This is a genomic window from Lysinibacillus halotolerans (assembly GCF_003711845.1).
Lineage (GTDB): Bacteria > Bacillota > Bacilli > Bacillales_A > Planococcaceae > Ureibacillus > Ureibacillus halotolerans.
The window spans coordinates 14,189-40,566 of record NZ_RHLQ01000007.1 but is presented as its reverse complement, the minus strand read 5'-3'; the positions used below and the strand labels follow the sequence as shown (position 1 = coordinate 40,566).

The 26,378-nt window shown below is 35.9% G+C and carries 24 protein-coding genes; 4 read left to right on the top strand and 20 right to left on the bottom strand.

Annotation, left to right across the window (positions count from 1 at the left end; genetic code table 11):
* Positions 1 to 82 precede the first annotated feature (82 nt).
* Both dnaE and EC501_RS04520 read right to left on the bottom strand, forming a co-directional pair.
* Positions 83 to 3,163, bottom strand: a complete 3,081-nt coding sequence (gene dnaE / locus EC501_RS04525) for a DNA polymerase III subunit alpha (protein ID WP_122971110.1) — start codon at positions 3,161 to 3,163, stop codon at positions 83 to 85.
* Between the two features lie 17 nt (positions 3,164 to 3,180).
* On the bottom strand, positions 3,181 to 4,125 hold the full coding sequence (locus EC501_RS04520) for a DHH family phosphoesterase (RefSeq protein WP_122971109.1): 945 nt from the start codon (positions 4,123 to 4,125) through the stop codon (positions 3,181 to 3,183).
* A 124-nt stretch (positions 4,126 to 4,249) separates the two neighbouring features.
* Between EC501_RS04520 and EC501_RS04515 the strand changes: the two genes are divergently transcribed.
* Positions 4,250 to 4,555, top strand: coding sequence for a YtpI family protein (locus EC501_RS04515; RefSeq protein WP_122971108.1), 306 nt, complete (start codon positions 4,250 to 4,252; stop codon positions 4,553 to 4,555).
* 51 nt (positions 4,556 to 4,606) lie between these two features.
* On the opposite strand, the gene EC501_RS04510 is transcribed toward EC501_RS04515, so the two are convergent.
* Together EC501_RS04510 and EC501_RS04505 are read right to left on the bottom strand one after the other, a co-directional pair.
* A complete protein-coding gene (locus EC501_RS04510; protein ID WP_122971107.1) occupies positions 4,607 to 5,914 on the bottom strand; it encodes a DRTGG domain-containing protein in 1,308 nt (435 codons plus the stop codon).
* Positions 5,915 to 6,084: 170 nt separating this feature from the next.
* Complete coding sequence (locus EC501_RS04505; RefSeq protein ID WP_122971106.1) at positions 6,085 to 6,765, bottom strand: metal-dependent hydrolase; 681 nt, start codon at positions 6,763 to 6,765, stop codon at positions 6,085 to 6,087.
* 183 nt (positions 6,766 to 6,948) lie between these two features.
* Here EC501_RS04505 and EC501_RS04500 point away from each other — a divergent pair, with 183 nt between their 5' ends.
* Positions 6,949 to 8,040 (top strand): M24 family metallopeptidase, encoded by a 1,092-nt coding sequence (locus tag EC501_RS04500; protein WP_122971105.1) that lies wholly within the window; start codon positions 6,949 to 6,951, stop codon positions 8,038 to 8,040.
* Positions 8,041 to 8,105: 65 nt separating this feature from the next.
* Here the strand turns inward: EC501_RS04500 and EC501_RS04495 are convergent, their stop codons facing one another.
* The 16 genes from EC501_RS04495 to ezrA all read right to left on the bottom strand — a co-directional run bounded on the left by EC501_RS04495 (position 8,106) and on the right by ezrA (position 24,821).
* Entirely contained in the window at positions 8,106 to 8,849 is a 744-nt protein-coding gene (locus EC501_RS04495) for an ABC transporter ATP-binding protein (RefSeq protein WP_122971104.1), read from the bottom strand.
* Positions 8,842 to 9,615, bottom strand: a complete 774-nt coding sequence (locus EC501_RS04490) for an ABC transporter ATP-binding protein (protein ID WP_122971103.1) — start codon at positions 9,613 to 9,615, stop codon at positions 8,842 to 8,844. The genes EC501_RS04495 and EC501_RS04490 overlap by 8 nt, the downstream gene beginning before the upstream one ends.
* Positions 9,615 to 10,568: a branched-chain amino acid ABC transporter permease gene (locus EC501_RS04485; RefSeq protein ID WP_122971102.1), complete on the bottom strand. Its 954-nt coding sequence runs from the start codon at positions 10,566 to 10,568 to the stop codon at positions 9,615 to 9,617. Before EC501_RS04485 ends, EC501_RS04490 begins: the two co-directional genes overlap by 1 nt.
* 4 nt (positions 10,569 to 10,572) lie before the next feature.
* Complete coding sequence (locus EC501_RS04480) at positions 10,573 to 11,454, bottom strand: branched-chain amino acid ABC transporter permease (protein ID WP_122971101.1); 882 nt, start codon at positions 11,452 to 11,454, stop codon at positions 10,573 to 10,575.
* A 106-nt stretch (positions 11,455 to 11,560) separates the two neighbouring features.
* Positions 11,561 to 12,715 carry an ABC transporter substrate-binding protein gene (locus tag EC501_RS04475; RefSeq protein ID WP_122971100.1) on the bottom strand — a complete coding sequence of 385 codons (1,155 nt, stop codon included), beginning with the start codon at positions 12,713 to 12,715 and terminating at the stop codon, positions 11,561 to 11,563.
* 180 nt (positions 12,716 to 12,895) lie between these two features.
* Positions 12,896 to 14,011, bottom strand: a complete 1,116-nt coding sequence (gene ald / locus EC501_RS04470) for an alanine dehydrogenase (protein ID WP_122971099.1) — start codon at positions 14,009 to 14,011, stop codon at positions 12,896 to 12,898.
* Positions 14,012 to 14,602: 591 nt separating this feature from the next.
* Entirely contained in the window at positions 14,603 to 14,887 is a 285-nt protein-coding gene (locus EC501_RS04465; RefSeq protein WP_158599666.1) for a helix-turn-helix domain-containing protein, read from the bottom strand.
* Between the two features lie 102 nt (positions 14,888 to 14,989).
* Positions 14,990 to 15,919: a class I SAM-dependent methyltransferase gene (locus EC501_RS04460; RefSeq protein ID WP_122971097.1), complete on the bottom strand. Its 930-nt coding sequence runs from the start codon at positions 15,917 to 15,919 to the stop codon at positions 14,990 to 14,992.
* A 126-nt stretch (positions 15,920 to 16,045) separates the two neighbouring features.
* Positions 16,046 to 16,549 carry a thiol peroxidase gene (tpx, locus tag EC501_RS04455; RefSeq protein WP_122971096.1) on the bottom strand — a complete coding sequence of 168 codons (504 nt, stop codon included), beginning with the start codon at positions 16,547 to 16,549 and terminating at the stop codon, positions 16,046 to 16,048.
* Between the two features lie 127 nt (positions 16,550 to 16,676).
* A complete protein-coding gene (locus EC501_RS04450) occupies positions 16,677 to 17,273 on the bottom strand; it encodes an RDD family protein (protein ID WP_122971095.1) in 597 nt (198 codons plus the stop codon).
* Between the two features lie 14 nt (positions 17,274 to 17,287).
* Positions 17,288 to 18,298 carry a signal peptide peptidase SppA gene (sppA, locus tag EC501_RS04445; protein ID WP_122971094.1) on the bottom strand — a complete coding sequence of 337 codons (1,011 nt, stop codon included), beginning with the start codon at positions 18,296 to 18,298 and terminating at the stop codon, positions 17,288 to 17,290.
* A 156-nt stretch (positions 18,299 to 18,454) separates the two neighbouring features.
* Positions 18,455 to 20,041 carry an acyl-CoA synthetase MbcS gene (mbcS, locus tag EC501_RS04440; protein WP_122971093.1) on the bottom strand — a complete coding sequence of 529 codons (1,587 nt, stop codon included), beginning with the start codon at positions 20,039 to 20,041 and terminating at the stop codon, positions 18,455 to 18,457.
* A 206-nt stretch (positions 20,042 to 20,247) separates the two neighbouring features.
* A complete protein-coding gene (locus EC501_RS04435; protein WP_122971092.1) occupies positions 20,248 to 20,460 on the bottom strand; it encodes an alpha/beta-type small acid-soluble spore protein in 213 nt (70 codons plus the stop codon).
* Between the two features lie 99 nt (positions 20,461 to 20,559).
* Positions 20,560 to 21,768 carry a tRNA uracil 4-sulfurtransferase ThiI gene (gene thiI / locus EC501_RS04430; protein ID WP_122971091.1) on the bottom strand — a complete coding sequence of 403 codons (1,209 nt, stop codon included), beginning with the start codon at positions 21,766 to 21,768 and terminating at the stop codon, positions 20,560 to 20,562.
* Positions 21,768 to 22,925, bottom strand: a complete 1,158-nt coding sequence (locus EC501_RS04425) for a cysteine desulfurase family protein (protein WP_174232649.1) — start codon at positions 22,923 to 22,925, stop codon at positions 21,768 to 21,770. Before EC501_RS04425 ends, thiI begins: the two co-directional genes overlap by 1 nt.
* A 186-nt stretch (positions 22,926 to 23,111) precedes the next feature.
* Positions 23,112 to 24,821, bottom strand: coding sequence for a septation ring formation regulator EzrA (gene ezrA / locus EC501_RS04420; RefSeq protein WP_174232648.1), 1,710 nt, complete (start codon positions 24,819 to 24,821; stop codon positions 23,112 to 23,114).
* A gap of 246 nt (positions 24,822 to 25,067) precedes the next feature.
* On the opposite strand from ezrA, the gene hisJ reads away from it, so the two are divergent.
* Both hisJ and EC501_RS04410 read left to right on the top strand, forming a co-directional pair.
* Positions 25,068 to 25,865: a histidinol-phosphatase HisJ gene (hisJ, locus tag EC501_RS04415; protein ID WP_122971089.1), complete on the top strand. Its 798-nt coding sequence runs from the start codon at positions 25,068 to 25,070 to the stop codon at positions 25,863 to 25,865.
* A 14-nt stretch (positions 25,866 to 25,879) separates the two neighbouring features.
* Positions 25,880 to 26,359, top strand: a complete 480-nt coding sequence (locus EC501_RS04410; RefSeq protein ID WP_122971088.1) for a GAF domain-containing protein — start codon at positions 25,880 to 25,882, stop codon at positions 26,357 to 26,359.
* Positions 26,360 to 26,378 lie beyond the last annotated feature (19 nt).

Here is a 26,378-nt window from a genome sequence, read left to right as displayed (position 1 = left end):
TACATGATGTTTCTTTATTTGTAAAGAAAAAAACTGTGCAACCTTGCACAGTTTTTACAATGACTTCTTAAAATTTATATCATTATTGGCTATTAGTCATCGTCTTCACTTTTATTTGTGTATTACCATTACGATAATCTATTACCCCTTCAACATAAACAATTCGGTCTTCTTTAACCCAGCCAATTACTTCATTGTACGTTTGGGGGAACAATGTAGTCGAAACCGTTCCAAATTCATCTTGGAGCTGGATGAATGCCATTAACTCACCCTTTTTTGTACGAATTTGACGGATTGATTCAATCATGCCTACTATTTTGACAAATGAATTTGGTCTTAATTGAACTATAGCTGCCGTTGTTGCATTGATATCCTGCCATTTAGCTCGCTCCAATGCAACAGGATGTTCGGATAAATAAAATCCGAATGTTTCTTTTTCGAATTGAAGTTTTAATTTATCCGGTATTGGACTAGCTTCCACATACTTTGGTTTCCCGAAAAGTAAAACTTCCGAAGAAAACAAATCATTTTCCTCTTCATTTGGCCGAACTAAAGAGGCATGTTTTTCTGCCGCTTCCACCGTTGCTAAAAGGGTTGCCCGATCTTTTCCGAAATCATCTAAAGCACCGGATTTAATAAGCGGTTCAATTGCTTTTCGATTAAAATGACTGCCGCTTAAACTAACAGCTAAATCAAATAAATCTTCAAAAGGTTGTTCTTTCAACTTTCGAAGGGCAACAATTTTTTGTAAAAAGGGTTGGGGAACTCCTTTAATAGCTGATAAACTAAATCGAATGTTCCCACCTTCAACCGTAAAAATTCGCTGACTTCTATGAATGGACGGTCTTAATATACTAATGCCTTTCTGCTTTGCTTCTAAAATAAGCTGGAACAGTTTTTCTGGATTACCCGTTGCATTAGTCATTAATGCTGCATAGAAGTTTGCTGGGAAGTTCGCCTTTAAATAAGCCATTTGATAAGAAATAAAACTATATGCTACCGCATGGCTTTTAGGGAATCCGTAATCGGCAAATCGAACGATTAACGCATATACTTCCTTCGCCACCTGTTCTGGATATCCTTGACGTACAGCACCTTTTACAAAGGCCGATTGCTGTTGTTCTAATACTTCCCTTTTCTTTTTACTTACAGCTCTTCTCAGTAAGTCTGCCTGTCCAATTGTAAAACCAGCAAACAAATGGGCAATTTGCATAATTTGTTCCTGATAGACAATTACGCCATAAGTTTCCTTTAATATAGGCTCTAACACCGGATGGGGCATGACAACTGGTTCTTTTTTTGCCTTTCTTCTAGCGTAAACAGGTATAAACTCCATTGGTCCCGGACGATAAAGGGCATTGACAGCCACAATATCTAAAAATTCTGTAGGGGCAATTTCCTTTAACGCATTTTTCATGCCGTCTGATTCCAACTGAAAAATACCCGTTGTATCCCCTTCCCTTAACAATTGGAACGTTTTCGCATCATCCAGTGGAATTCGATTAAAATCGATCCACTTTTTATGTGTGTAATAAATCGATTGACGAATCGTTTCTAAAATCGTTAAGTTCCGTAACCCTAAAAAGTCCATTTTTAACAAACCAACTTGTTCCACTTCCTGCATCGGCCATTGGGTTAAATAAATACCATCATGACCTTCTTCAATCGGTACTACTTCCACTAAAGGCATCGGACTAAGAACTACCCCAGCCGCATGGGTAGATGCATTTCTCGGTAAGCCTTCCAACTTTTTCGCTGTTTGGAACCACGTTTTCCGAATATCGTCTGCTTCGATCCATGTTCTAAATGGTTGTGAGCTTGTATAAGCCTCTTGCAATGAAATACCTAATTTATTTGGGATTAGCTTGGAAATCATCGCTAATGTATCACTTTCGAAATTAAACATTCTCGCTACATCACGGGCTACAGCCTTCGCCGATAAAGTACCGAATGTAATAATTTGAGCCACATGTTGTTGTCCATATTTTTGAGCAACATATTGAATAACATCTTGCCGTTTTGTATCAACAAAATCGATATCAATATCCGGAAGGGTTACCCTTTCAGGATTTAAAAACCGTTCAAATAATAAGCCAAATTGTAATGGATCTACTTGAGTAATATGAAGACAATAGGCTACAAGGGAACTGGCAGAGGAACCCCTTCCAGGACCTGTTAAAATGTTTTTACTTTTTGCAAAATGCATAAAATCAGACACTATTAAAAAGTAATCAGCGTAACCCATTGAATTGATAACTTGTAATTCATATTGCAATCGTTTTCGGTATATTTCATTAGGCGTATCCGTTTGTAAACGTTCCTTTAACCCTTCAAAAGCCTTTTCAGTCAGCACATCTTCCGCCCTTTGCCCTTGTTGTAAAGGAAACTTCGGCATAAAATATTGATCCTTTGTTAGTTCCACTTGGCAATTTAATAAAAATTGTCTGCTTTCTTCTAACCATTGGGGGGTATCCTTAAACCATTCCCGCCACTCCATTGCAGTAGGCATATATTGATTTTCTTGCTCTATTTGAGTGCTCTCATTTAATTTCACGCCAGTTTCAATAGCCCGGGCTACTTTATAAGCAAAATAATCTTCCCGATTCATATATAAACATTCATGAATCGCCATACATTTTATTTGCAATTGATGACTTAGTTGTACAATTTGCCCTTCGAAGGAAGAAACCATCCCTCCACTACGAGAGATCCCCATATAAAGATTCGAATGGAACGTTTCCACCATTTGTTGAATAAAAGAGATGTATTGTTCCTTTAGTAAACTTTCTGATGTTGGGATGACGACGGCACATCCTTTTGAATAAGCTGCTAACCAACGCCACGGTAACAGTTCATCTTCCCGAATGGATATGGCACTACTAATTTTTAATAAATTTTTATAGCCACCATCCGTTTGAGCGTAAATTAAGAGAGGTAATGAATGATCCTTCGAAAATTGTACTTGGACAGACAATCCAACTACTGGATGGATTCCTGCTTGTTTTAATGAACGCCAAAAAGGCAAAAGCCCGTACAATTTCGTATTTACCATTGCACACGCTTCTGCCTTTTGGGATTGTAAAAAAGGGATGAGCTCTTCCATACGAATTGTACTTTTTAATAGATCTGCACTTGTTCGTATTTGCGGATATACGACTGTCAAACTTCATCCCTCCTATATTAGTTATAATTTTGACAAAGCACTTTTAAATCTTCAATTAATCGTTCCGCTTCTTCCCATGAGTACACGGTTGCACCAGATGCTAACGGATGGCCACCGCCATTATACTTCTTCGCCAACTCATTAATAATAGGACCCTTTGAACGTAATCTTACTCGAATTTGATTCTCTTCTTCTACGAATATAACCCATGCACAAACACCTTTAATATTGCTTAAAGAACCGACTAACAAGGAAGTATCAGAAGCAGTGACGTTGAATTTATGTAAAAGATCCTTCGATAATTTAATCGAACAAGCCCCGTTTTCATCCATTACAAAGTTTTCATACATATAGCCTTGAAGATGTAATAGATTAGGTTCTTTTTCGTACATTCCATTAAACACTTCATTGCGATCAAAATTATACTTGATTAACTGACCTGCAATTTCAAAAGTACGGACGGATGCACTCGGATATAAAAAGCGACCAGTATCACCTACGATACCTGCAAAAATTAGTCGAGCAGCATTATCTGACATTTCCCAACCTTTAGATGCTTGTCCTTCAACGAATAATTCATAAATCATTTCACTGCAAGAGCTGGCATTGGTATCAACCCATAATAAATCACCGTAAGCATCGTCGTTTGGATGGTGATCGATTTTAATTAAAAAATCGCCCTTTGTATAGCGGGCATCATCAATACGATCTGTATTAGCTGTATCTGTTACAATCACTAATGCATTTTCAAATACATCGTCACTAATGCTATCTGGTGTATCTAAAAAAGTTAAGGATCGGTCATGCTCACCAATTGCATAAACCGTTTTATTTGGATAGTTCTTTTCTAGCAATCTTTTTAAACCTATTTGAGACCCGTATGCATCTGGGTCTGGACGAACATGTCTATGAATGATAATTGTATCATATTGTTCAATTTTGTCGATGATTTGTAATTTCAAGCGGATTTCCCCCTATAGCTACTATTTTTTGTTGGTTGTGTTAGCTTTTTTAATAAAAAATCGTTACAATAATGAAGGCACTACATACATATAGCAATTGTTGCACCTTAATGGGAGGTTAAAAATGTTAAACTATATTTTTGTATTTTTTATCGTTGTATCCTTTGTAGCTTATTTTTATTATAAAACGAGACAATTTCGTTCCACATTACCGATTCGTAAAAAATGGTACAAAGCAAAAGCTGGCGTTGCCCTAGGACTCTTTATCATGGTATTCGGCTTAAATACTTGTATCATTTATCCTACCCTCGTTGGATTTATGATTGCAGCCGTATTCATCCTAGTTGGATTTATGGAAGCATTTGCAAGCTACAAACGAGTTCGCCACGAAGGACAATTCGTAAAAGAAGAATACGAATTAAACAAATAAGTAAAAGGAAGCAATATACAAATCGGTGTATATTGCTTTTTTATTGAATGATTAACGCTCTAATAGTTGGAACATCATCATCGCTTTTCCAACTAAAGTCGTTTCATGAAAAACATCGAAGTCCATTTTTACGAATTTACGACTCATATCTAAAATATGAGGAATAACCGTTAATACGCTTTCCATTTGAACCGGTTTAATAAAGTAAATGGTCATATTTTCTGCCACTGCATCTCCACGTTTTCTCCGTTTCAACGCAAAGGCTCCAACTTCTGAAAGTAATGTCGTAAAGGCACCGTAAGAAATCGCACCAAATTGGTTCGTCATTTGTGGGGTTACTGTAAATTCTACGACCACATCTTCTTCGCCCATTACTTTCATTTCACTTTTAACTAAATCATCAATTGTTTCACCATGTTGTGGTTGTCTTTGGGCATGCTGTAACGCCTTTAATACATCTTGACGACTAATGACTCCTTGCAAAATACCGTCTTCATTTACAATAGGTAATAAGTCAATACCTTCCCAAATCATTCGATGTCCTGCCGAAGCAACACTCGTTTTCATTGAACCGGAAATTGGATTTTTCGTCATCACTTTATCGACCGTTTCATATTCCGATTTTCCAATAACATCCTTCACTGTAATCATACCGACTAATTTGTTAGCATTCGTAACGACAGGGAATGCACCGTGGGTTGTTTGTAAATTCAATTTGTGGAAATCTGCTATTGTATCGGTAATTTTTAACGAAGCAGTTTCTTCAATCGGCACATAAATGTCTTCAATTAATAAAATATCCTTTTTAATTAATTGGTCATAAATAGCCCGATTGATCATCGTTGCTACAGTAAACGTATCATAACTGGACGAAATAATTGGCAGTTCTAATTCATCTGCCAATCGCTTATTATTTTCCGTTGTATCAAAGCCACCTGTTATTAATACTGCTGCTCCAGCCTTAAGGGCATTTTCATGGGCTTTGAATCGGTTCCCTACAATTAAAAGATTTCCTGCATCTGTGTATCTCATCATATCTTCTAATTGCATAGCGCCAATGACAAATTTATTAAGGGTTTTATGCAATCCTGCTCTACCACCTAATACTTGTCCGTCTACGATGTTTACGATTTCAGCGAAGGTTAGACGTTCGATATTTTCCTTTTTCTTCTTTTCAATTCGAATCGTCCCAACCCGTTCAATGGAACTAACTAATCGACGATTTTCCGCCTCTTTTATTGCGCGATAAGCTGTACCTTCACTTACTTGCATTTCCTTCGCGATTTGGCGTACAGAAATTTTGTCACCAACGGGTAACGATTCGATATATTGTAATATTTTCTCATGTTTTGTAGACACTACGATCACCTATTCCCATCTATCTTTCCTTGCCAATAGTGTATCATATTTCAATTATGTATAGAAAAAAAGAAAGTAGCCTATTCCAGTTTGATTTACATACAAACTTTCCATTACCTTTCGCTACTTTCTTTTATAACTTCCATTTCTATTCGATTTATATCGGAAAATTATAATTCTACTTTTTCACCTGGATTTAAAATTTGAACTTTACTATTTTTTACTAAATCAGCAAAGTGCTTTGGATCCTGTTGAATGACCGGGAACGTATTGTAATGAATTGGGACTACTGATTTTGGATTTAGCAACGATACAGCATAAGCAGCATCTTCAGGCCCCATTGTAAAGTTATCACCAATCGGTAAAAAGGCTACATCAATCTCGTTACGATCTCCAATTAACTTCATATCACCAAAAAGGGCTGTATCGCCAGCATGGTAAATTGTGAATCCTTCAGCATAAAATAAAATTCCTGATGGCATACCTGTATAAATAATTTCATTATTTTCCGTTACATACGATGAACCATGGAAAGCTTGTGTAAATTTCACTTTCCCAAACTCAAATTGATAAGAACCACCAATATGCATTGCATGCGTATTGACCCCTTGCCAAGATAAATAATCGGCAAGCTCATTCGGTGCTACAACTAGGGCATTATTTGCCTTCGCCAGCTCAACTGTATCACCTACATGATCGTTATGACCGTGGGTTAATAAAATAACATCCGGTTTTTCTTCCTCTACTTTTAAATCTGTCGAACCGTTTCCACGAATAAAAGGATCAATTAAAATATTCGTATCATTTGTTTTAATTTTAACTACTGAATGTCCATGATAAAATAATTCCATTATTTATCCTCCTAAAATATGATGTTCAATTTTACTTATTCCGCTTTTATAAGCTTTTTTCCTTCTTTTTGCTATACTATATAAAAGTGTTAAAATATGAATTATTCGTATTTATTGTACCCCGTTCAAGCTAACGGTGCAAAACAATGGATATATCTTTTTGAAATCTTGAGGAGGGTTTTTATGAATAAATTAAATCAACTACAAAATTATTTAAAAGAAAATGAATACGATGCAGCTTTTATTACAACACCAGATAACGTTTTTTACTTTTCCCATTTTAAAAGCAATCCCCACGAACGTTTATTAGGGGTGATGGTTTTTAAAGATGCTGAACCTTTCTTAATCTGTCCTAAAATGGAAGCACCTGATGCGAAAGCTTCTGGTTGGAATGGAGAAATAATTGGCCATCTGGATACAGACAACCCTTGGGAGTTACTTGCACAGGCAGTACAATCCCGCGGAGTCCAAATGACAACGATGGCAATCGAAAAATCCCATTTAACAGTTGAGCGTTTAGAAGCCCTTCAACAAATATATCCACAAGCAAACTTTGTTCGTCTTGACGATCAAATTAACCAATATCGTGTTATTAAAGATGAAGTGGAAATTGAAAAATTACGAAAAGCGGCAAGTTTAGCTGACTATGCCATTGAAGTAGGCTGTAAAGAAATTGCTGAAGGTAAAACGGAAATGGAAATTTTAACGGCTATTGAAAATGCGATTAAAGAAAAGGGTTGTTCGATGTCCTTTGAAACGATGGTACTTTCCGGTCCTAAAACAGCATCTCCCCACGGTACACCAGGAGATCGAAAAATTCAAAAAGGCGATATGATTTTATTTGACTTAGGTGTGATTTATGATGGCTATTGCTCAGATATTACGCGTACTGTTGCCTTTGGAGAACCGTCAGAAGCACAAAAGGAAATATACAATGCAGTACGCCAAGCAAATGAAGGAGCTATTGCAGCAGTAAAACCTGGTGTTCGAGCTATGGATTTAGATAAAATCGCCCGCGATACAATTAGCGATGCCGGTTACGGTGAATATTTCACCCACCGTTTAGGACATGGTCTTGGGATTTCTGTTCACGAATTCCCATCTGTGACAGGAACGAATGAAATGGAACTTTCTCCTGGTATGGTCTTTACAATTGAACCAGGCATTTATAAAGCCGATGTGACAGGTGTACGTATTGAAGATGATGTCGTTGTGACTGAAAACGGCGTTGAAGTTTTAACGAAATTCACAAAAGAATTAGTTGTTTTATCATAACTAATTGTTAAAAAGTTAAAAGGTGATGCGAAAATTTTTTCGCATCACCTTTTCCTGTAAAAAATCTATATCCCCTGATCTTGCAATTGTTCTTGATCTTTTATTGATTTTCTTCCTAAATAGGCCTCTACAATTCGAGAATCAGCTAATAAATCTGATGATTTCCATTCAATGATGATTTTCCCCGTTTCCATAACGTAGCCAAAATCAGCAATTTTTAAAGCCTGTTTTGCATTTTGTTCCACAAGAAGCACCGTCGTTCCCGCTTCTTTTATTTCTTTAATAATCGTGAAAATTTCCGACACGATTAGTGGCGCTAATCCCATGGACGGTTCATCGAGTAAAAGTAATTTAGGTTTAGATAATAATGCTCGAGCGATGGCTAACATTTGTTGTTGTCCACCAGAAAGGGTACCGGCTAGTTGAGTTTGTCTTTCAAACAAAATAGGGAAACGTTTCATAACGTTATCAATGTCTTCTTTTACCCCTTTGTCCTTTCGATGATAAGCCCCCATCTCTAAATTTTCTAATACTGTCATTGAAGATAAAATGGCACGTCCTTCAGGCACAAGGGCGATTCCTTTACGGAGTAACTGATCTGGCCTTAATCCCGTTACATTTTCTCCTAAAAATTCGATCGTCCCTTTTTTTGGCTTTAGAATTCCGGCTATCGTTTTCATCGTCGTCGATTTTCCCGCACCGTTTGCTCCAAGCAACGTAATAATTTGACCTTCAGGTACTTCTAAATCAATACCTTTTAGAGCTTGAATCTGTCCATAATAGGTTTGGACGTTCGTTAATTTAAGCAATATCTACATCCTCCTCTCGACCGAGGTAGGCTTCAATAACTGCTTCGTTGTTTTGAATTTCATATGGAGTACCTTCAGCTAGTTTCTCTCCAAAATTTAACACCGTTATCCGATCACAAAGCTTCATAACAAGTGGCATATCATGTTCAATTATTAATACGGTGATTCCTTTAGATTGTATAAGTTTGATTAAATCATACAAACTATCCGTTTCCTTTTCATTCATCCCAGCTGCCGGTTCATCTAATAATAATAATTTCGGATTACTCGCCATCGCCCTAGCAATTTCAAGTCTTCTTTGCTGACCGTAGGCAAGATTCTCCGCCAATGCATCTTTATGCTCCAATAATCCAACTAAATCTAAAAGCTCCTCCGCTTTTTCAGTAAGTGCTTTCTCCTCCCTCTTTTGCTTTTTTGTTCGGAAAACACTACTAAATACGCCAGATGTGCTCCTACAATGACCACCGACCATCACATTTTTCAAAGCGGACATTTGGGAAAAGAGGCGAATATTTTGGTACGTCCGGCATATTCCTTGTTCCGTAATCTTATAAGATTTTAAACCGGTAATATTGGAGTCATTAAAAACAATTTGACCTGAAGTTGGTTCAAAAATATTCGTAATTAAATTAAACATCGTCGTTTTCCCAGCACCGTTCGGGCCTATTAAACCATAAATTTCCCCTTCTTGAATTTGAAAGGAAACATCTTTTAAAGCGTGAATACCACCAAAGTTTTTTGATACGTTCCGTATTTCAAGAACCATTAACGGACCCCTCCTTTAGAACGTTTCAACCTTTTGAACTTACTTAATAATTGAATATCTAAAATTCCTTGAGGGCGAACGGCCATTAATATAACTAACATAATTCCGTAAATAATATATCGATATTCGCTTACAAAGCGTAATACTTCTGGTATTAACGTTAAAAAGATTGCACCGAATATCGAACCAATAATTACTTCACTACCTCCGAAGACAGTGAAAATTAAAATTTCAACAGCCCGATGGTAGGAAAAATCGGAAGGAGAAATATATCCCATTACATGGGCAAACAATGCACCCGCTAACCCAGCTAAAAAGGCACCTTGGGAAAAGGAAAGAACTTTAAAGTAAGTAATATTTATCCCCATAGATTCCGCTGCCTTTTCATCCATTTGGATTGATGAGAAGGATCGACCTACACGGGAATTTTGTTGGCGAAAAACAAACCAGATCGTTGCAGTGACTAAAATAAACAAGATGACAAACACCATTAAATAAACAAATTGATTATTCCTTAACCCGAACATAGCAGGCTGAATACCGAAATCCCGTGCCAAGTTTAATAATTCCCTTCCCATTTGGGGAATACCGGTTAATCCAATCGATCCTTTCGTAAGGGATTCCCAGTTAACAAAAATGACTCGAATAACCTCTCCAAGACCTAAAGTAGCTATCGCTAAATAAACACCTGATAATCTTAAAGATGGAATTCCGATAATAATGCCAAGACATCCCGCAACACTAGCACCTATTAAAATACCAACAAAAATAGGTAAATCGAAATGAATCGTTAACAATGCCGACGTATAAGCACCGACACCCATAAATCCTGCGCTACCTAATGATAATTGCCCCGAAGATAATGGGACGTACACACTAATGGCAAGAAGAATATTGATTAATATAAATGAAGCAATTTGTAAATGATATGGATTAATAAAATCAGCTAACATACACTCACCTGCCCTCTACTATCTTTGATCCGAATATACCTTGTGGTCTTAATAAAAGAATGACGATGATCATGATAAATGCGATGGCATCCCGGTAACCCGAATCACCATATGCTACGAGGAATGTTTCCGATAATCCTAAAATTAATCCTCCCACCATGGCACCTTTGACATTCCCCATTCCACCTAAAATGATGATGGCAAGACCTTTCAAACCGATAGCTAATCCCATTTGTGGGCTGACAGAGTTAAACGCCATTCCAACTAATATTCCTGCTATGCCTCCCATTGCAGAGGCGATGATGACCGTTAACGTAATGATTTTCTTTGTATCTACACCTAGAATACTAGCTGTTTCTAAATTTTCAGCTGTTGCCCGTAACGCTTTACCTGCTTTTGTTTTGGATAACCATATCGATAAGCCGATCATTAAAATAATCGAAATAACGAAAATGACAATTTGAACGATATAAATCGTTATAGAACCAATTTCAATACTCATTTCCGCAAACTCTGTACGAAAAGGTTTATTACCTGCCCCAAATAGATGATGGGATAAGTTTTCAAGCAATATGGAAACACCAATCGTACTTATTAAAGGAGCCAAATGGGATACCCCTCTTTTTCCCCTTAAAGGTCGTAAAGTAAAAGTTTCTAATAAGTAACCTAAAATTGCTGTTACGACAATCGATGCAACAAAGGCTAACCATAATGGCCAACCTAAAACACCTGTCGTCATCACTCCTACAAAGGCACCGACCATAAAAATTTCCCCATGGGCCATATTAATAATACCTAAAACGCCAAAAACAAGCGTAAACCCTAGGGCAACGATTGCATAGATGCTGCCCAAAGTTATTCCGTTAATAAATTGTTCTAAAAGCAAAATCATCATCCTTTAAAGTCATTTTTTTATTTCGATTGGCAAAAATGAAATTTATTTTTTTACATAAAGATGAATCATTTTCATTTCCACTTATTTAAAGGTGCAATTATTGGAATTCAACAAATTTTCCGTCTTTTATTTCAACAACTTTAACGTCCATAACAACGTCACCTATTTCATCGAATGAAAAATTTCCTAACAATCCTTCAAAATTTTTCGTTTCTGCTAAAGCTTCATGGAACAGTTCTCGATCTGCTTCACCAGCTCTTTTTAAAGCATCTGCATAAATATATAATGCGTCATAAGATTGAGCAGCAAATTGGTCAGGCAGCTTTCCATAGGCTTCTTCATATTTTTTGTTGAATTCAACTACTTTTGGATCTTCAGACTCTCCAAACCACGGCGTAGCAACGATTAAACCGTTTGCTGCATCTCCAGCAATTTCAAGTACTTGAGGGGAGTTAAAGCCATTGCCACCAACAAACGGTACATCGATCCCCATTTTACGTGCTTGGTCCATAATGACAGCCCCTTCGTTATATAATGCAGAGGCTAAAATTAAATCTGGATCTGCATTTTTAATTTTTGTTAGTTGTGCATTATAATCGCTTTGTCCTTTTTGGAACGTTTCAATCGTTAATATTTCCAATCCCATTTCTTCAGCTGTCTTTTTCATTGTATCGAAGCCCGATTTAGTCAAAACATCGTCATTACCATAAATAAGTGCCACTTTTTTCGCACCTGTTCTTTCAACGGCTTTTTCCATCGCCGTTGGAATAGCTAATGCTTCTGGGATAGAGTTTCGGAACACATAATCACCAATTTCCGGTATACCTTCCGCCGTAGTGGAAGTACCCATTATCGATATGCCGTTCAAATCTGCTTCAGGAGCTACTGCAAAAAATTCTGTACTTAATGTAGGACCTATAATGGCAAGAATCTCTTCATCATTCATTAATTTTTGAGCAGCAGAAAGGGCTTGCTCCGCTTCCCCAGCAGAATCTTCAATTACTAAATCTATGTTAACTTCCCCTTGTTCATTAATTTCACTTTGGGCTAATTTTAAACCTTCTGTAATGGCTTCTCCATAAGCTGCACCAGCACCAGTTAAATAGGAGACTACCCCAATTTTTGCTTGAATTGTGCCACCATTACTATTCGTTGAGCCTTCTTCACCTGCGCTTGACCCACCACATGCCGTAAGTAAACATAACATCAATACGAGCATAAGAGTAAACGACTTTTGAAATATCCCCTTCATTTGAATTCCCCCAATATTTTATTTTTAGTAGAGCAATTCTATTAAATTACATTTTTATGGAAAAGTAAATGATAAATTTCGAAATAGTTAATATTTTCTGATAAATATACCATTCCATAAAAAAAGCCACTTGTTAGTTTTTTCTAACAAGTAGCTTGTTATTTATTTTATAAGCTTCCCTTAAATAAGTAAAGAATCGACAGGTACATAATCACGACCTTGGTCTTCAGCAACTGCTTTATAAACAACGTGACCTTCTAATGTATTTAACCCTTTTTTCAACGCTTCATTTTCAATACATGCTTGTTTATAGCCTTTGTTCGCAATTTGTAACGCGTAAGGTACTGTATTATTTGTAAGGGCAATGGTTGATGTACGTGGTACAGCACCAGGCATATTCGCAACTGCATAATGAACAACATCATGTTTAATGTAAGTTGGATTATCATGAGTCGTTACTCGATCTGTTGTTTCAAAGCTACCCCCTTGGTCAATTGCAATATCTACAATGACAGATCCTGGACGCATGCTTTTTACCATTTGCTCAGTAACTAGTTTTGGTGCTTTTGCCCCTGGGATTAAAACTGAACCAATAACTAAATCTGAATCTTTAACTGATTCTGCAATGTTGTACGGATTAGACATTAACGTTTGAACAGAAGAACCAAAAATATCTTCCAGTTGACGTAATCTCTCTGGGTTTAAATCTAAAATTGTTACATCGGCACCCATACCAACTGCGATACGAGCAGCATTTGTACCGGCCATACCTCCGCCTACAATTGTAACTTTACCGCGCGGAACACCAGATACTCCTCCTAAAAGAATACCTTTTCCACCATTCATTTTTTCTAAAAATTGCGCCCCAATTTGTACAGACATTTTACCTGCCACTTCACTCATTGGTGTAAGAAGTGGTAAAGATCTATTTGGTAATTGAACCGTTTCATAAGCTATTCCAACTACTTTATTGTCTAATAAAGCTTGTGTTAACTCAAGTTCCGGTGCTAAATGTAAATACGTAAATAAAATTAACCCCTCATGGAAATATGAATACTCGCTTGGAATTGGTTCTTTTACTTTCATCACCATTTCTTGAGCCCATGCTTCTTGAGCTGAACTAACAATTGTTGCACCAGCAGCAACATAATCTTCATCTGTAAAGGATGAACCTAAACCAGCACCCGTTTCAATAAAAACTTCATGTCCAGCACTGATTAATGTAACAACTCCAGCAGGTGTCATTGCAACACGGTTTTCATTGTTTTTTATTTCCTTTGGTACTCCAATTTTCATAGCTGATTCCTCTCCCCGTTGTGAACTTATGTATTCAAATAATTGAATTTATATACATAATAACAATTTTCCAGCTAATATGTAAGATACTATTTTGAAGTTAACTAAAAAATATTTTTCTAATAATAAAAAATTAGGAAAAAGTAGTTTTTTTCTTAAAAAATTAAGATTTTTTATCTCTAAAAACTTTTTTTCATTTCCTTTTGAATCTAACGGAACACGTTAACAACTAAAATTCTTCTGTAAAGGATTTATTAAAACTTTACTATTTTTACTACAGAATCTTAAATTTTTCATACATCATTTCCTGTTGAAGCCGCAAAAAGTTGAAAATAAAAAATTGCATTTTGTTCATATAAATATAGGATAGATGTTTTCCAATCATTTTATGTATCATAAGCCTATAAATTTAGACAATAATCCTTTCGTGGCAGTAAAATATAAAAAGCCATTACCTTTACAGTATTGTGGACTTACCCCTGTCAAGTAGACAACTTTAAAAAGACTAAGCAGCCATCTGGTGTCGATATTCTATCGGTCCAGGTGGTTGAGTCTTTTTTGGAATCGTTGGAAGTTATAAAAGTAAATATATTATTCAACAGCTTGTCTAATTTCTCCTTCTACATTTTTAAAATGGACACGTTTGCCTTTTAACGGATTCTTCACACCCTTTGCCCCTGAACCTGTAGATGAAAGACGGTTAAATGCTTCAATCGATTCTACTTCTTTAAATTTCTTCACCCAAGCCTTTACCTGCGAAACATTGCGAATCTCGTATCTGTCCGCAATTTTTTGCATACTCTCTTCCCCGTTTAGATAGGCCTGTACGATTTCCAATTTCAGTTCATTTGAATACGTATTATTTTTTCTCGACATAGAAAAATCCCCTTTAAGTAAAATGTTATCTACAGCGTACTGTAGTTTTTTTAACATTATCTACTTAAAGGGGATAATATTATAATGACTTTTCAATTTTTTTTATTTATTTTCTTTCCACATTTGAACTTTTTCAAAAAACATCGATAACGCTTCTTTATTGGACATAGCTGGCACTTTTGCTAGCAACACTTCACGGGGAGCTCTTAATTCTTTACTTTGTTTTTGTAAAATAAGAATGCTTTTTTCATGGGCTTTTGAAGCAAATAAATTTTCTGGTAGTTGAATGACCGCCTGAATCCAAGCATGTTTTTTCAAATATTTTTGTAATTGCTTCGCTTGATTTGATTCGAATAAATTAGCAGGGATTAAGAAAAATAAATAACCACCATCTTTTGTATAGTTAATCGACTGTTCTATAAATAAATGATGGGCATAGCTCATCTCATCATGGGCACATAACTCATAATCTAATGCCACTTCCTCATTCGGATAATATCCTACTGGAAGGTCACATATAACCGCATCAACTGGATCGACTAACATCTTTTGTAATGCATCTTGATGATAAAGTAAAACCGGTTGTTCGAGTAACTCAGCTGTATCCGCTGCTAAACGGATTAATAATTCATCTACCTCGATTCCTGTTGCTGATACTTTATCATTTAACAAATTCATCACAGTAAAAAGTAAGTTACCTGTACCGACGGCCGGATCCAACATAGAAATCGGGTTATTTTTTAGTTGGTCTTCGAAAAACTGCTCTACAAAATAACCAACTAGAAGCCCTAATGTGTCAGGTGTCATTTGATGATTTGGTTGAGAAGTTTTTCGCATCCCTTTTAAAATAGCGATTTGAACGGCTTTTCGTACTTCTTCTTTCGTTGCCTCTTTGCCAATCCAAGATTCTTTTTCATCAAGTACATCTTCAAGGGCTTGCAAAACACCATCTAAAAAGGACATACCTTCATCTTTTTCATACTTCTCTGCTTTATCATTAATGAATGAAAATATTTGCTCAAACTTTTCCATAATAAACTCCTTTTGAAATGAACAACCCACTCAAAGTTTGAGTGGGTATACATTAACCATACTTAATTATAGACAATAGCCTATTAATCATTCTATCTTACCTTATGAAAGCAAGAAACGAAACCATTAAATTAATGCTTTAACAGCTTCAATCGCTGCCTCATAATTCGGATGGCTTGTACCTTCTGGAACATACTCAACATATGTTACAGTACCTTCTTTGTCGATTACAAATACAGCACGAGCTAATAAACGAAGTTCCTTCATATAAACACCGTATGCTTCACCAAAAGATAAATCTTTATGGTCAGAAACCGTATGCACTGCATCGATTCCAGCTCCTGCACACCAACGTTTTTGAGCAAATGGTAAGTCTACAGAAACTGTGTAAAATGCCACATCTCCACCTAAACTTGCTACTTCTTCATTAAAACGACGAGTTTCAGCATCACAAACTCCTGTGTCTAAAGATGGTACAGACGCGATTAATCGTACTTTCCCTTCAGAGTCTTTAAGAGTCACTGGTGATAAATCATTTGCTAATACTGTAAAATCAGGTGCTTTATCACCTACTTTTACCTCATTTCCTACTAATGTTACTGGGTTGTTTTTAAATGTTACTTGTGCCATTTTTAAGTCCCCTCCTTTATATTACGTAAATAATCTTACTAAACCTATTTCCCTCTTTGCAAATAACTTACCTTACAAATTTTTACGGAAAAAACCATCCGAACTTTTTTGTTCAGATGGTTTTTCTTTAGCCTATTGGTGAAATGGAATTTTCTCCATCGAATTCATCCTTTGGGGCGATTTCTTGAATGATTTCTTTTTTGCGTTTAATAAATACCTTTTCCTGTACAACAACCGTATCCGCAATAATATCATTTAGTCCTTTATTGCTAGGCATAAAGGCAACCATAATGTAAATGATAGGCAGTTTATTACTAATAAAGCGACCGACTACTTCTCTAAATAAAACGGTTAACCATCCTAATTTTTCCTCATGTAAAGACTTCACCTTTAAGCCAAATAACATTTTTCCAATGGTTTGCTGCCAATATTTTGTCGTCAACACAAAATACGCATAATAAAACAGCCCCGAAATGATTGTCATAGGTGAATACCATCTTTCTTCTGAAAAACTCCAGTCAAAAAAATGGAATATTGGATTTACAACAATTCCTACAATAGCACTGACAATTAAAAAATCTACAGTAAAAGCCCAAAGACGCATCCAAAATCCTGCCGTCTTCTCTTCAATTTGTTCGATTACTTTCGTTTGTTTAATCATAGTAGGTACGGCTTCGTTTTTAGGAAGAGAGACATTTGAGTCGTTCTTTTCAAATTCTGACATCTATAAACTCCTCCTTAATATTCACCGTATAAATACATCATTCTTGGACCGCCATTGGAAGTCATAAACTTAGTTAAAAATTGTTCTTCAGGTGAAGGGCCGAATAATGAACTAATTTTTACGCCAAGTAACGAAGTAAGGTCACCAAAACTGGATTCATACTCAAAAAGTTCCGCATTTTCTAGACCATAGTCTGCACGGATAGCCGCAATTGTATCTTCAAGTCCTCCAATTTCATCAACTAGACCTGCTTCAATCGCTTGAGATCCTCCTAAAATACGTCCATCAGCTACTTTTTTAACATCCGCTTCGGACATACCTCTTCCTTGTTCAATAACATCTACAAAAGCTTCATAGGATTCGTTAATCATTTCTTGTACCATCGCCTTTTCTTCTTCTGTAGTTGGCCGTGTTCCACCAAACATATCTTTATGTTCGCCAGATTTAATTGTTTCAAACTCAATTCCTAATTTGTTCGCTAGCTCTGAAAAATTATAACTTTGCATAATAACACCGATTGATCCTGTAATAGTCTCACTATGGGCAAAGATTTTATCAGCAGGTGCAGAAATATAGTAGCCTCCAGAAGCTGCGTAAGATCCCATCGAAACATAAATAGGGATATTTCGTTGTTCTTTAATTTCTACTAACTTTTCATGGATATCAGCTGATTCGATTACGCCTCCACCAGGTGAATTAACGTACAATACAACCGCTTTTACACTTTCGTCATACAAAATATTTTCTAATTGGGATAAGAAATTTTGATGATCATATTCAAGTGTTGTCCATGGGGAACTTGTACCAACATCTTGAATTGTTCCATCAACAGATAAAAGTGCAATTCGTTCACCATAATCGCCTGGCTCGATAACAGTTTCAACCACCGTTTGTTCTGTGCTCATTACATCATTAAAACTCGAAAAGAAATCTGTTTTGAATATGGAAATAACCGTATTCAACCCTATGGAACCGACTAATAAAACGACTGCGGCTCCTAAAGCAAGCCATCTTTTTGTATTCATTTTGCTACTCCTCCTCCATCCATACATACGTATTTACAATCCAATTGTTTCAAAAAATTTTAATTTTATCAAATTAAATAAAAAGACTTTAAAGTCATTTTACACGACTTTAAAGTCTTCCCTCATTTCGACATTATTCCCTAGGAAATAAGAACATTAATTCGTAATTTCTTTTTGCATTTCTCTTTGACGTAACTCAATACGTCTAATTTTTCCTGATGACGTCTTCGGTAATTCATCGATAAATTCAATTGCCCTTGGATACTTATAAGGTGCCGTAATCGTCTTTACATGATCCTGTAATTCTTTTACAATTGTTGGGCTATTTTTCAAATTATGATCCCGTAAAACAACAAATGCCTTTACAATATTGCCACGCACTTCATCTGGACTGGCAACAACCGCACATTCTTTCACTGCAGGATGTTTTACGAGGGCGTCCTCCACTTCAAAAGGTCCAATTGTGTAACCAGAAGAAATGATAATATCATCCCCTCGACCTTCGAACCAGAAATAGCCATCCTCATCTTTGTATGCTCGATCCCCAGTTAAGAACCATTCTCCTCGGTATTGCCTTTTTGTTCGTTCTTCTTCATTTAAATAACCTTTAAACAAAGCTGGTGTCGATGAATGAACAGCGATGTCTCCTACCTCTCCTGGTTTTGTAGGTTCACCTAATTCATTAATGATTTCAACAATATTACCTGGAGTCGGTTTGCCCATGGATCCTGGTTTTGGCGTCATACCAAGTAAGGTACCCACTAATAATGTATTTTCTGTTTGACCATATCCATCCCGCACTTGAAGGGAAAAGACTTCTAAAAACTTCTTAATTACTTCACTATTTAACGGTTCTCCAGCGGATACAGCACTTTTAATACTGGATAAATTATATTGTTCAAGATGATCAACTTTCGCCATTAAACGATATTCTGTAGGTGTACAACATAAAACGTTTATTTGATAATTTTCAAGTATTTGAAGGTATTCCTTCGGATCGAATTTTCCTAAGTGAACAAAAGCGGTTGCACCGCTTCCTAAAGTCGCTAAAAACGGACTCCAAATCCACTTTTGCCATCCAGGTGCTGCCGTTGCCCAAACAATATCATCTTCTTGAACACCTAACCATTGGGCAGCCGTTGTTCGTAAGTGAGCATAACCCCAAGCATGGGAATGAACAACCCCTTTAGGATTTCCGGTCGTTCCACTTGTATAGGATAAAAATGCAATATCCGTATCTTCTGTTTGAACACCTTCAAAAACGTCAGATAGACTATCTAACTGTTCATTTACCGAAATCCACGGTTCTTTCGATTCACCGTAAACAAATAATTTTAGTCCATCCAAGTGTTCAACTTCATTAAATTGCTCAATCTCTTTCTCAAAGGCGATAATTGCCTTCGCTTTAGAATGAACAATACGGTAATCAATATCTTTTGCTCGAAGCATTTCAGAACTAGGGATGATCGTTAGTCCAGCTTTTAGCGCTCCGATGTATGTAACATATGCGTCTTCTGAGCGAGGTACCATTACAAGAGCTACGTCACCTTTTTTCAGTCCATTGCTTTTAAACAAATTTGCAACCTTGTTTGCTTTTTTAATTAACTCTTGATAGGAAACTTTCTCAATTTCTCCGTTTTCATGATGAATCATTAATGCCGTTTTTGTACTTGAAGTTGCATATTTCTCAATTTCATCAACGATGTTGTATTTTCTAGGAGCTAATAAATCTTCTCTTTTCATATACATCCCCCTTTGATGTATCTCCCTGATACATTATGCTAATTATAATAATATTCAACTTAAATATCAAAATATTCCTCGAAAGATAGAAATATCCGTATTAATTTCATATAAATAATTATAATTGAAGTTTTTTAAAAAATATTTTTCCCCATAATAAAAGCTAGTAGCATTTCTGCTACTAGCCCTTTTAAATTGTTTAAATATTATTGGCCAGAAGTACCACGTAATTGTGATTCAGCCATTTGTACAAGACGTTTAGTAATTTCTCCTCCGACTGACCCGTTTGCACGAGAAGACGCTTCAGGTCCGAGTTGAACACCAAACTCTTGCGCGATTTCGTATTTCATTTGATCTAATGCTTGTTCTGCACCAGGTACAGCAAGCTTGTTTCTGTTTCCGCTGTTGTTTGAAGCCATGTCTCTCACCTCCTTGTGCATATAGAATGTGCGATATTGTTTTTTTAATACACAAAAGATGAGAGGTAAATTGTTCTTTTTTTTCCGATTGACTGGTTTTTATAATAACCCTTCAAATTTATCTGTTGTTTTCTTTGTTTCAGGGAATTTATAAACTTCACGATTACGTACTGCCCGTTCAATTAATTCATCAAATTCCGTAAAACTTTCATAATAATTTACTTTATCGACTTTCGGTTTTGTTTTAGGATTTGCTGGTGTAAAGATCGTACAGCAATCCTCATAAGGTTGAATCGATGTTTCATATGTTCCGATTTGTTGTGCGATATCGATAATTTCAAGTTTATCAAAGGCAATTAACGGACGTAAAATCGGAGTATTTGTTACATCATTAATTGCTGTTAAACTTTCTAACGTTTGACTCGCTACTTGTCCTAAACTTTCCCCTGTCACAATACCAAGGGCACCAATCTCTTCTCGTACTTTATCGGCAATTCGCATCATTAAACGACGAGTAGATGTCATAATTGTATTACTTGGAACTCTTTCTTTTATTAATACTTGAATTTCTGTAAAAGGAATGACATGTAATCGAATATTTGCGCCAAACTTCGTTAATTCATTTGCTAATACTTTTACTTTTTCTAAAGAATTATCACTTGTATATGGTGGACTAAAGAAGTGAATCGCTTCTAGACGAACACCGCGTTTCATTAATAAGTAGCCAGCAACTGGACTATCAATCCCTCCAGATAGCATGAGTAATGATTTTCCGTTGGAACCGACAGGCATTCCACCTGCACCTTGAATGATTTGTGCCATCATATAAATGGCATCTTTTCGCACTTCAATCCGAAGCTCTACATCTGGATTTTTTACTTGTACTGAAATATTCGGATTGTTTCTTAATACGTGTGCGCCAATTTCTCGTTGAAGTTCATGGGATTCCATTGGGAATGTTTTATCAGAGCGACGAACTTCTACTTTAAATGTAATTTCTTTCTCTTTATATTGCTCCATAATAATAAGGGACAATTTTTTCATTTCATCTAAATCTTTTTCGCATACAGCTACAGGGCTGAAGGATTGAATACCAAATACGGTTGGCAATTTTTTCATCAATACTTCATATTGCTCTTCACTTTCAATTTTTATATGCATACGGTCTCGTTCCGTTACAATATCTAGAGGTGCTATATCGTGAAAGCTATGGCGAATATTTGTACGAAGACGACTAATGAAGTCTTTTTTGTTACGCCCTTTCGTGGATAATTCCCCATAACGGATTAAAATTTCTTTCCAAATCATTAATTATTATCTCCTTTTAATTCATTCATTACCTCTGTAAATGCTTTTTTGAACGCTTCCATATCATCATCTGTATTAAGTAGTCCAAAACTTAATCGGATTACGCCTTTCTTATAATTCGCATTTACTTTTAACGATTCAACGACATGACTAGTTTTCTTTTGTCTTGAGGAACAAGCACTTGAAGTAGATACGATAATTCCTCTACTTTGCAATGCATTGATTAAAATTTCCCCTTTTAAATCTTTCACACTAAATGACAAGATATGAGCTGCTCCGGATTTCGTCGATAGGATATGAATATTTTCACCGAATCCTGTTAAAAATTCATATAAGTCATTAAACCATTTTCGATATTTATTCATGGATTGTTCCATATTTTCCGTCACCATTCGAGCAGCTTTCGCTAAAGCAACCGCTTGAGGAACAGCGACCGTACCACTTCGCAATCCTCTTTCCTGTCCACCACCTAAAAGAAGTGGAATGATATTCATTTTTTTGCGGAAGGCTATGACGCCAGTTCCTTTTAAACCATGAATTTTATGACCGGAGATTGAAACAATATCTGGTCCAGCTTCTCCGTTGAAACGAATTGGTAATTTACCAAAACTTTGGACAGCATCTACATGGAATACCGCTCTACTGTTTTCATGAATGAGTTTAGCCGCTTCTTCAATCGGTTGAATAGCCCCCATTTCATTATTCACATGCATGATACTAACGAATACGGTATCTTTACGCAGCTTTTCTTGTAATTCAGATAAGGAAATGACACCTTTTTCATCCACGGATAAATAGTCCACCTCATAGCCTTCTTTTTGTAAAGACTTTACAGCTTCCAAAATGGACGGATGTTCAATTTCCGTTGTAATAATATGTTTTCCTATATGAGTATTTGCCTTTGTAACACCAAATATCGCAAAATTATTTGATTCCGTTCCGCCTGCAGTAAATAAAACGAGCGGCTCTTCCGTATGAAGAATATCGGCCATTTGACTTCTTGCCCGATCAAGCAATGTGTTTGCCTCCACACCTGCTGCATGGATGGAAGACGGGTTGGCATAAAAGGATTCATTTACTTGAATAAATGTATTTAAAACCTCTTTTAACGGTTTTGTCGTTGCACTATTATCTAGATAGACAATATTTTCTTTCATATATAATCACACTCTCTTCAAAGCTTGATTTAACGCTATTTATCATAACGCAAACTTTCATAAATGACCACCAACTAATTTTATTTACTAATTAAATCCATCTTTTAATGGAAAATGGGAATCCTTTTTAACAGTTTTCTTTAATAGTAAAGCCACCTTCACAATTGTGAGGTGGCCATTTTTCTTTTAGTTTTGAACTTTTGCGTATAGCTCATCTTGAACTAATTCTTCAATTTTTTTAATCGCACCTGGCTCTGCTAATTCTACCGCTGTCACCGCATCTTCTAATGCTTTTATATAGCGGTATTGATGAAAGGCATCTTCAGCTTGTAATAAAAGCTCATTTACCTTTGAATTGGACGTACGATAACGGTTACCATATTGAATAATTCGTTCAATTAAAATGACATTTTCAATCATTTCTTTCGCATGTTTATTTACTTCTTGAATGCACTTTTCAGCATTTTGTAAATTGCTATGAACATGACTCATATTTAAAGGAATCTCTTGTAAACTTTGCATTACAATGAACAGCTGTTCTTCAGCTTCCTCTAAACGTTTATCCATCTCTTCTGGAATACCTGGTATGTTCGCTTTATTAAGCTGTCGATCCGTCTCTTGTAGTAATCGTTTTAACGAATCTAATTGAGCTCTTGCTTTATTTTCATCAATACGTAAATTTTTCAAGCGATTCGAGAATTGCTCTTGCTCGTCTTGAATTCGTTCGATTTCCTCGCTAATTTCAACTAATTCCTCTTGTAGACTTGAATAAGCTGATTTTTCTTCCTTTACTCGCGAAACAAGTAATTCAAAACGTTTTTGAATGACTTCTAATTGTTTCAAGCCAAGCTTTGGAATTTCAGCTTCTTTTTCTGGAAGATGATAACTACTTTGAACGTAGACCGCTTCATTGCTTATTTCTTTCGTTGCACGTAATACTTCATTTAACGTATTAAAGGTTTCATCACAATTTTGATCAACATATTTTCTTGCGATAACTTCCTTTTCGAGCAAATCATAATAGTTTTCAATTTCATTATTAATTTCATCAAGTCTAGGACCTACTGACGACACGTCTAAAGCTGCTAACTTTTCTTTTAAAGTATCTAGCTCTTTTTCAACATTATCTAAGAAAACATTTAATTCTAAATGGTTTAAATAATACGATTGCTGTTCCATTTCCCGTTGACCACTTCTCAACTCATGGATTGCTGCCGGTATTTTTGTTTGTATTTCCGATAATAATGTAGGTACTTCCGTTAATAAATCAAAAATTATTTGTGATTCGCTATGTAATGCAAGCACGATTTCCCTTGCTTGAAGATAGTTTCCTTCTACCGTTAACCGATCAAATTCTTCAAATTTCGGAACAAAATTTTCTACTCTCGTTTCCAAAGTGCTTAATGCAGGACCAAAAGAATATTGATGGGCAAGTAACGTTTTCCGTGCAGAACGATAATGTTCTTTTAATTGCTCAATTTCAATCCGATTTTTTTCTTCGCTTCCGATCAGTTCATTTAATTCATTTATGATTTGATTTTGTTTCTCGGTACATGTTGCGATATATTCTTCAATTTCCCGTTCAACAACCGAAGCCTTTTTAAATTTGAAACGATCTATGTATTCTTCAGCATCAAAAAGCATCGAATCAATTTTAATTATGTGAACATCGATCACTTCCGTCCACATATTTCGCCATTGTTCAAATTTCTCTTCCGTTTGACCATTCATATTTAAAGCTTTTACTTTTGTAAGCTCCTCAAATATAGGATAATGCTGGATTTGCATTTTTTCTTGTTCAAGTCGCTGTATAACAACACTATGTTTTCGACGGATGATAAGTCCACCGATAAATAATGCTAATAGTACGATGACGACAATGATGATATACTGCATCATAAGCCCCCTATTCCAAAAATCACTGTACCTACTATTTTGTAACTATAATATACCATGTTTTTAGGCATTTGTTTAAAAAAATAAAGGTTTTTGTTAAAGTTAACTAGATTTAATTAAATTATGTAGAATTCGTTCCGGTTTTTCACCATATATATAGCTTAATGAAGAAGACTTTTTACTCGTTCCAAACCTTTAGCTTGTAAACGATATTGATGAAAAATAAATGTAATGGAGGTTGCAAAAATGAAAAAAGATGGCCATATCCATTCCCCTTTCTGTCCTCATGGTACGAAAGATCCATTCGAGCATTATATTGAAAAAGCAATTGAACATGGATTTACCGAAATCACTTTTACAGAACACGCACCATTGCCAACAAATTTCGTTGATCCAACACCTGATAAGGACAGTGGAATGGATCCAAAGGACTTAACAGCTTATATCGAAACGGTTCAACAATTAAAAGAACAATATAAACAACAGATTAAAATAAATGTAGGTTTAGAGATTGATTATATTATCGGCTACGAAACGGAAACGAGAGCTTTTCTCGACATTGTCGGTCCATTTCTAGATGATGCCATTTTGTCGGTACACTTTTTAAAACATAACGATACATATGCCTGCATTGATTTTTCAGATGAAGTTTATTTAGACTTTGCAAAACAAGTTGGTGGAATCGATTCCCTTTATCACTTATACTATGATACAGTTTTAAAATCTTTAGAGGCAAACCTTGGGCGATTTAAACCTCGGAGAATTGGACACCCAACTTTAATTCATAAATTCCAACTTGCCCATGGTGAGAAAATTAACGATCATTCTCGCATTACCGATATGTTAACGAAAATGAAAGAACTCGGTTATGAACTGGATGTCAATAGTGCTGGACTAAGTAAAACCTTCTGTAAAGAACCATACCCTCCAATGCCATACATTGACTTTGCCCGTTCTATATCCTTGCCCCTAGTTTTCGGATCGGATGCCCATAGTGTGAAAGATTTGCATCAACATTATGAAACGATTTATAAAAACGTATGATGGAGGTTAATAGTATGTTTACTAAAATTAATTATGAAGGTCCGGTTTTACAACAATACACAACATTATCAAAACAATTAAATGCGTTATTAGAAGGAGAAAAGGATGTTATTGCGAATTTAAGCAATGCCTCTGCTTTACTAAATCAATTTTTAGATCGGATCAATTGGGTTGGGTTTTATTTAATGAAGGATGGTGAACTTGTACTAGGACCATTTCAAGGATTACCAGCATGTGTACGAATTGCAGTAGGTCGTGGTGTATGTGGTACAGCTGTTTCGAAACGTGAAACGATGTTAATTGATGATGTTCACGCATTTCCTGGTCACATTGCTTGTGATGCTGCTTCTAATTCTGAAATCGTCATTCCTCTTATTAAAAATGATGAAGTGATTGGCGTTTTAGATATCGATAGTCCGTTAAAAGGACGCTTTACTTCAGAAGACAAAGAAGGCCTTGAACTATTTGTTCAAACATTAATGAAATTTTTATAATATCGAATAAAAACTTACT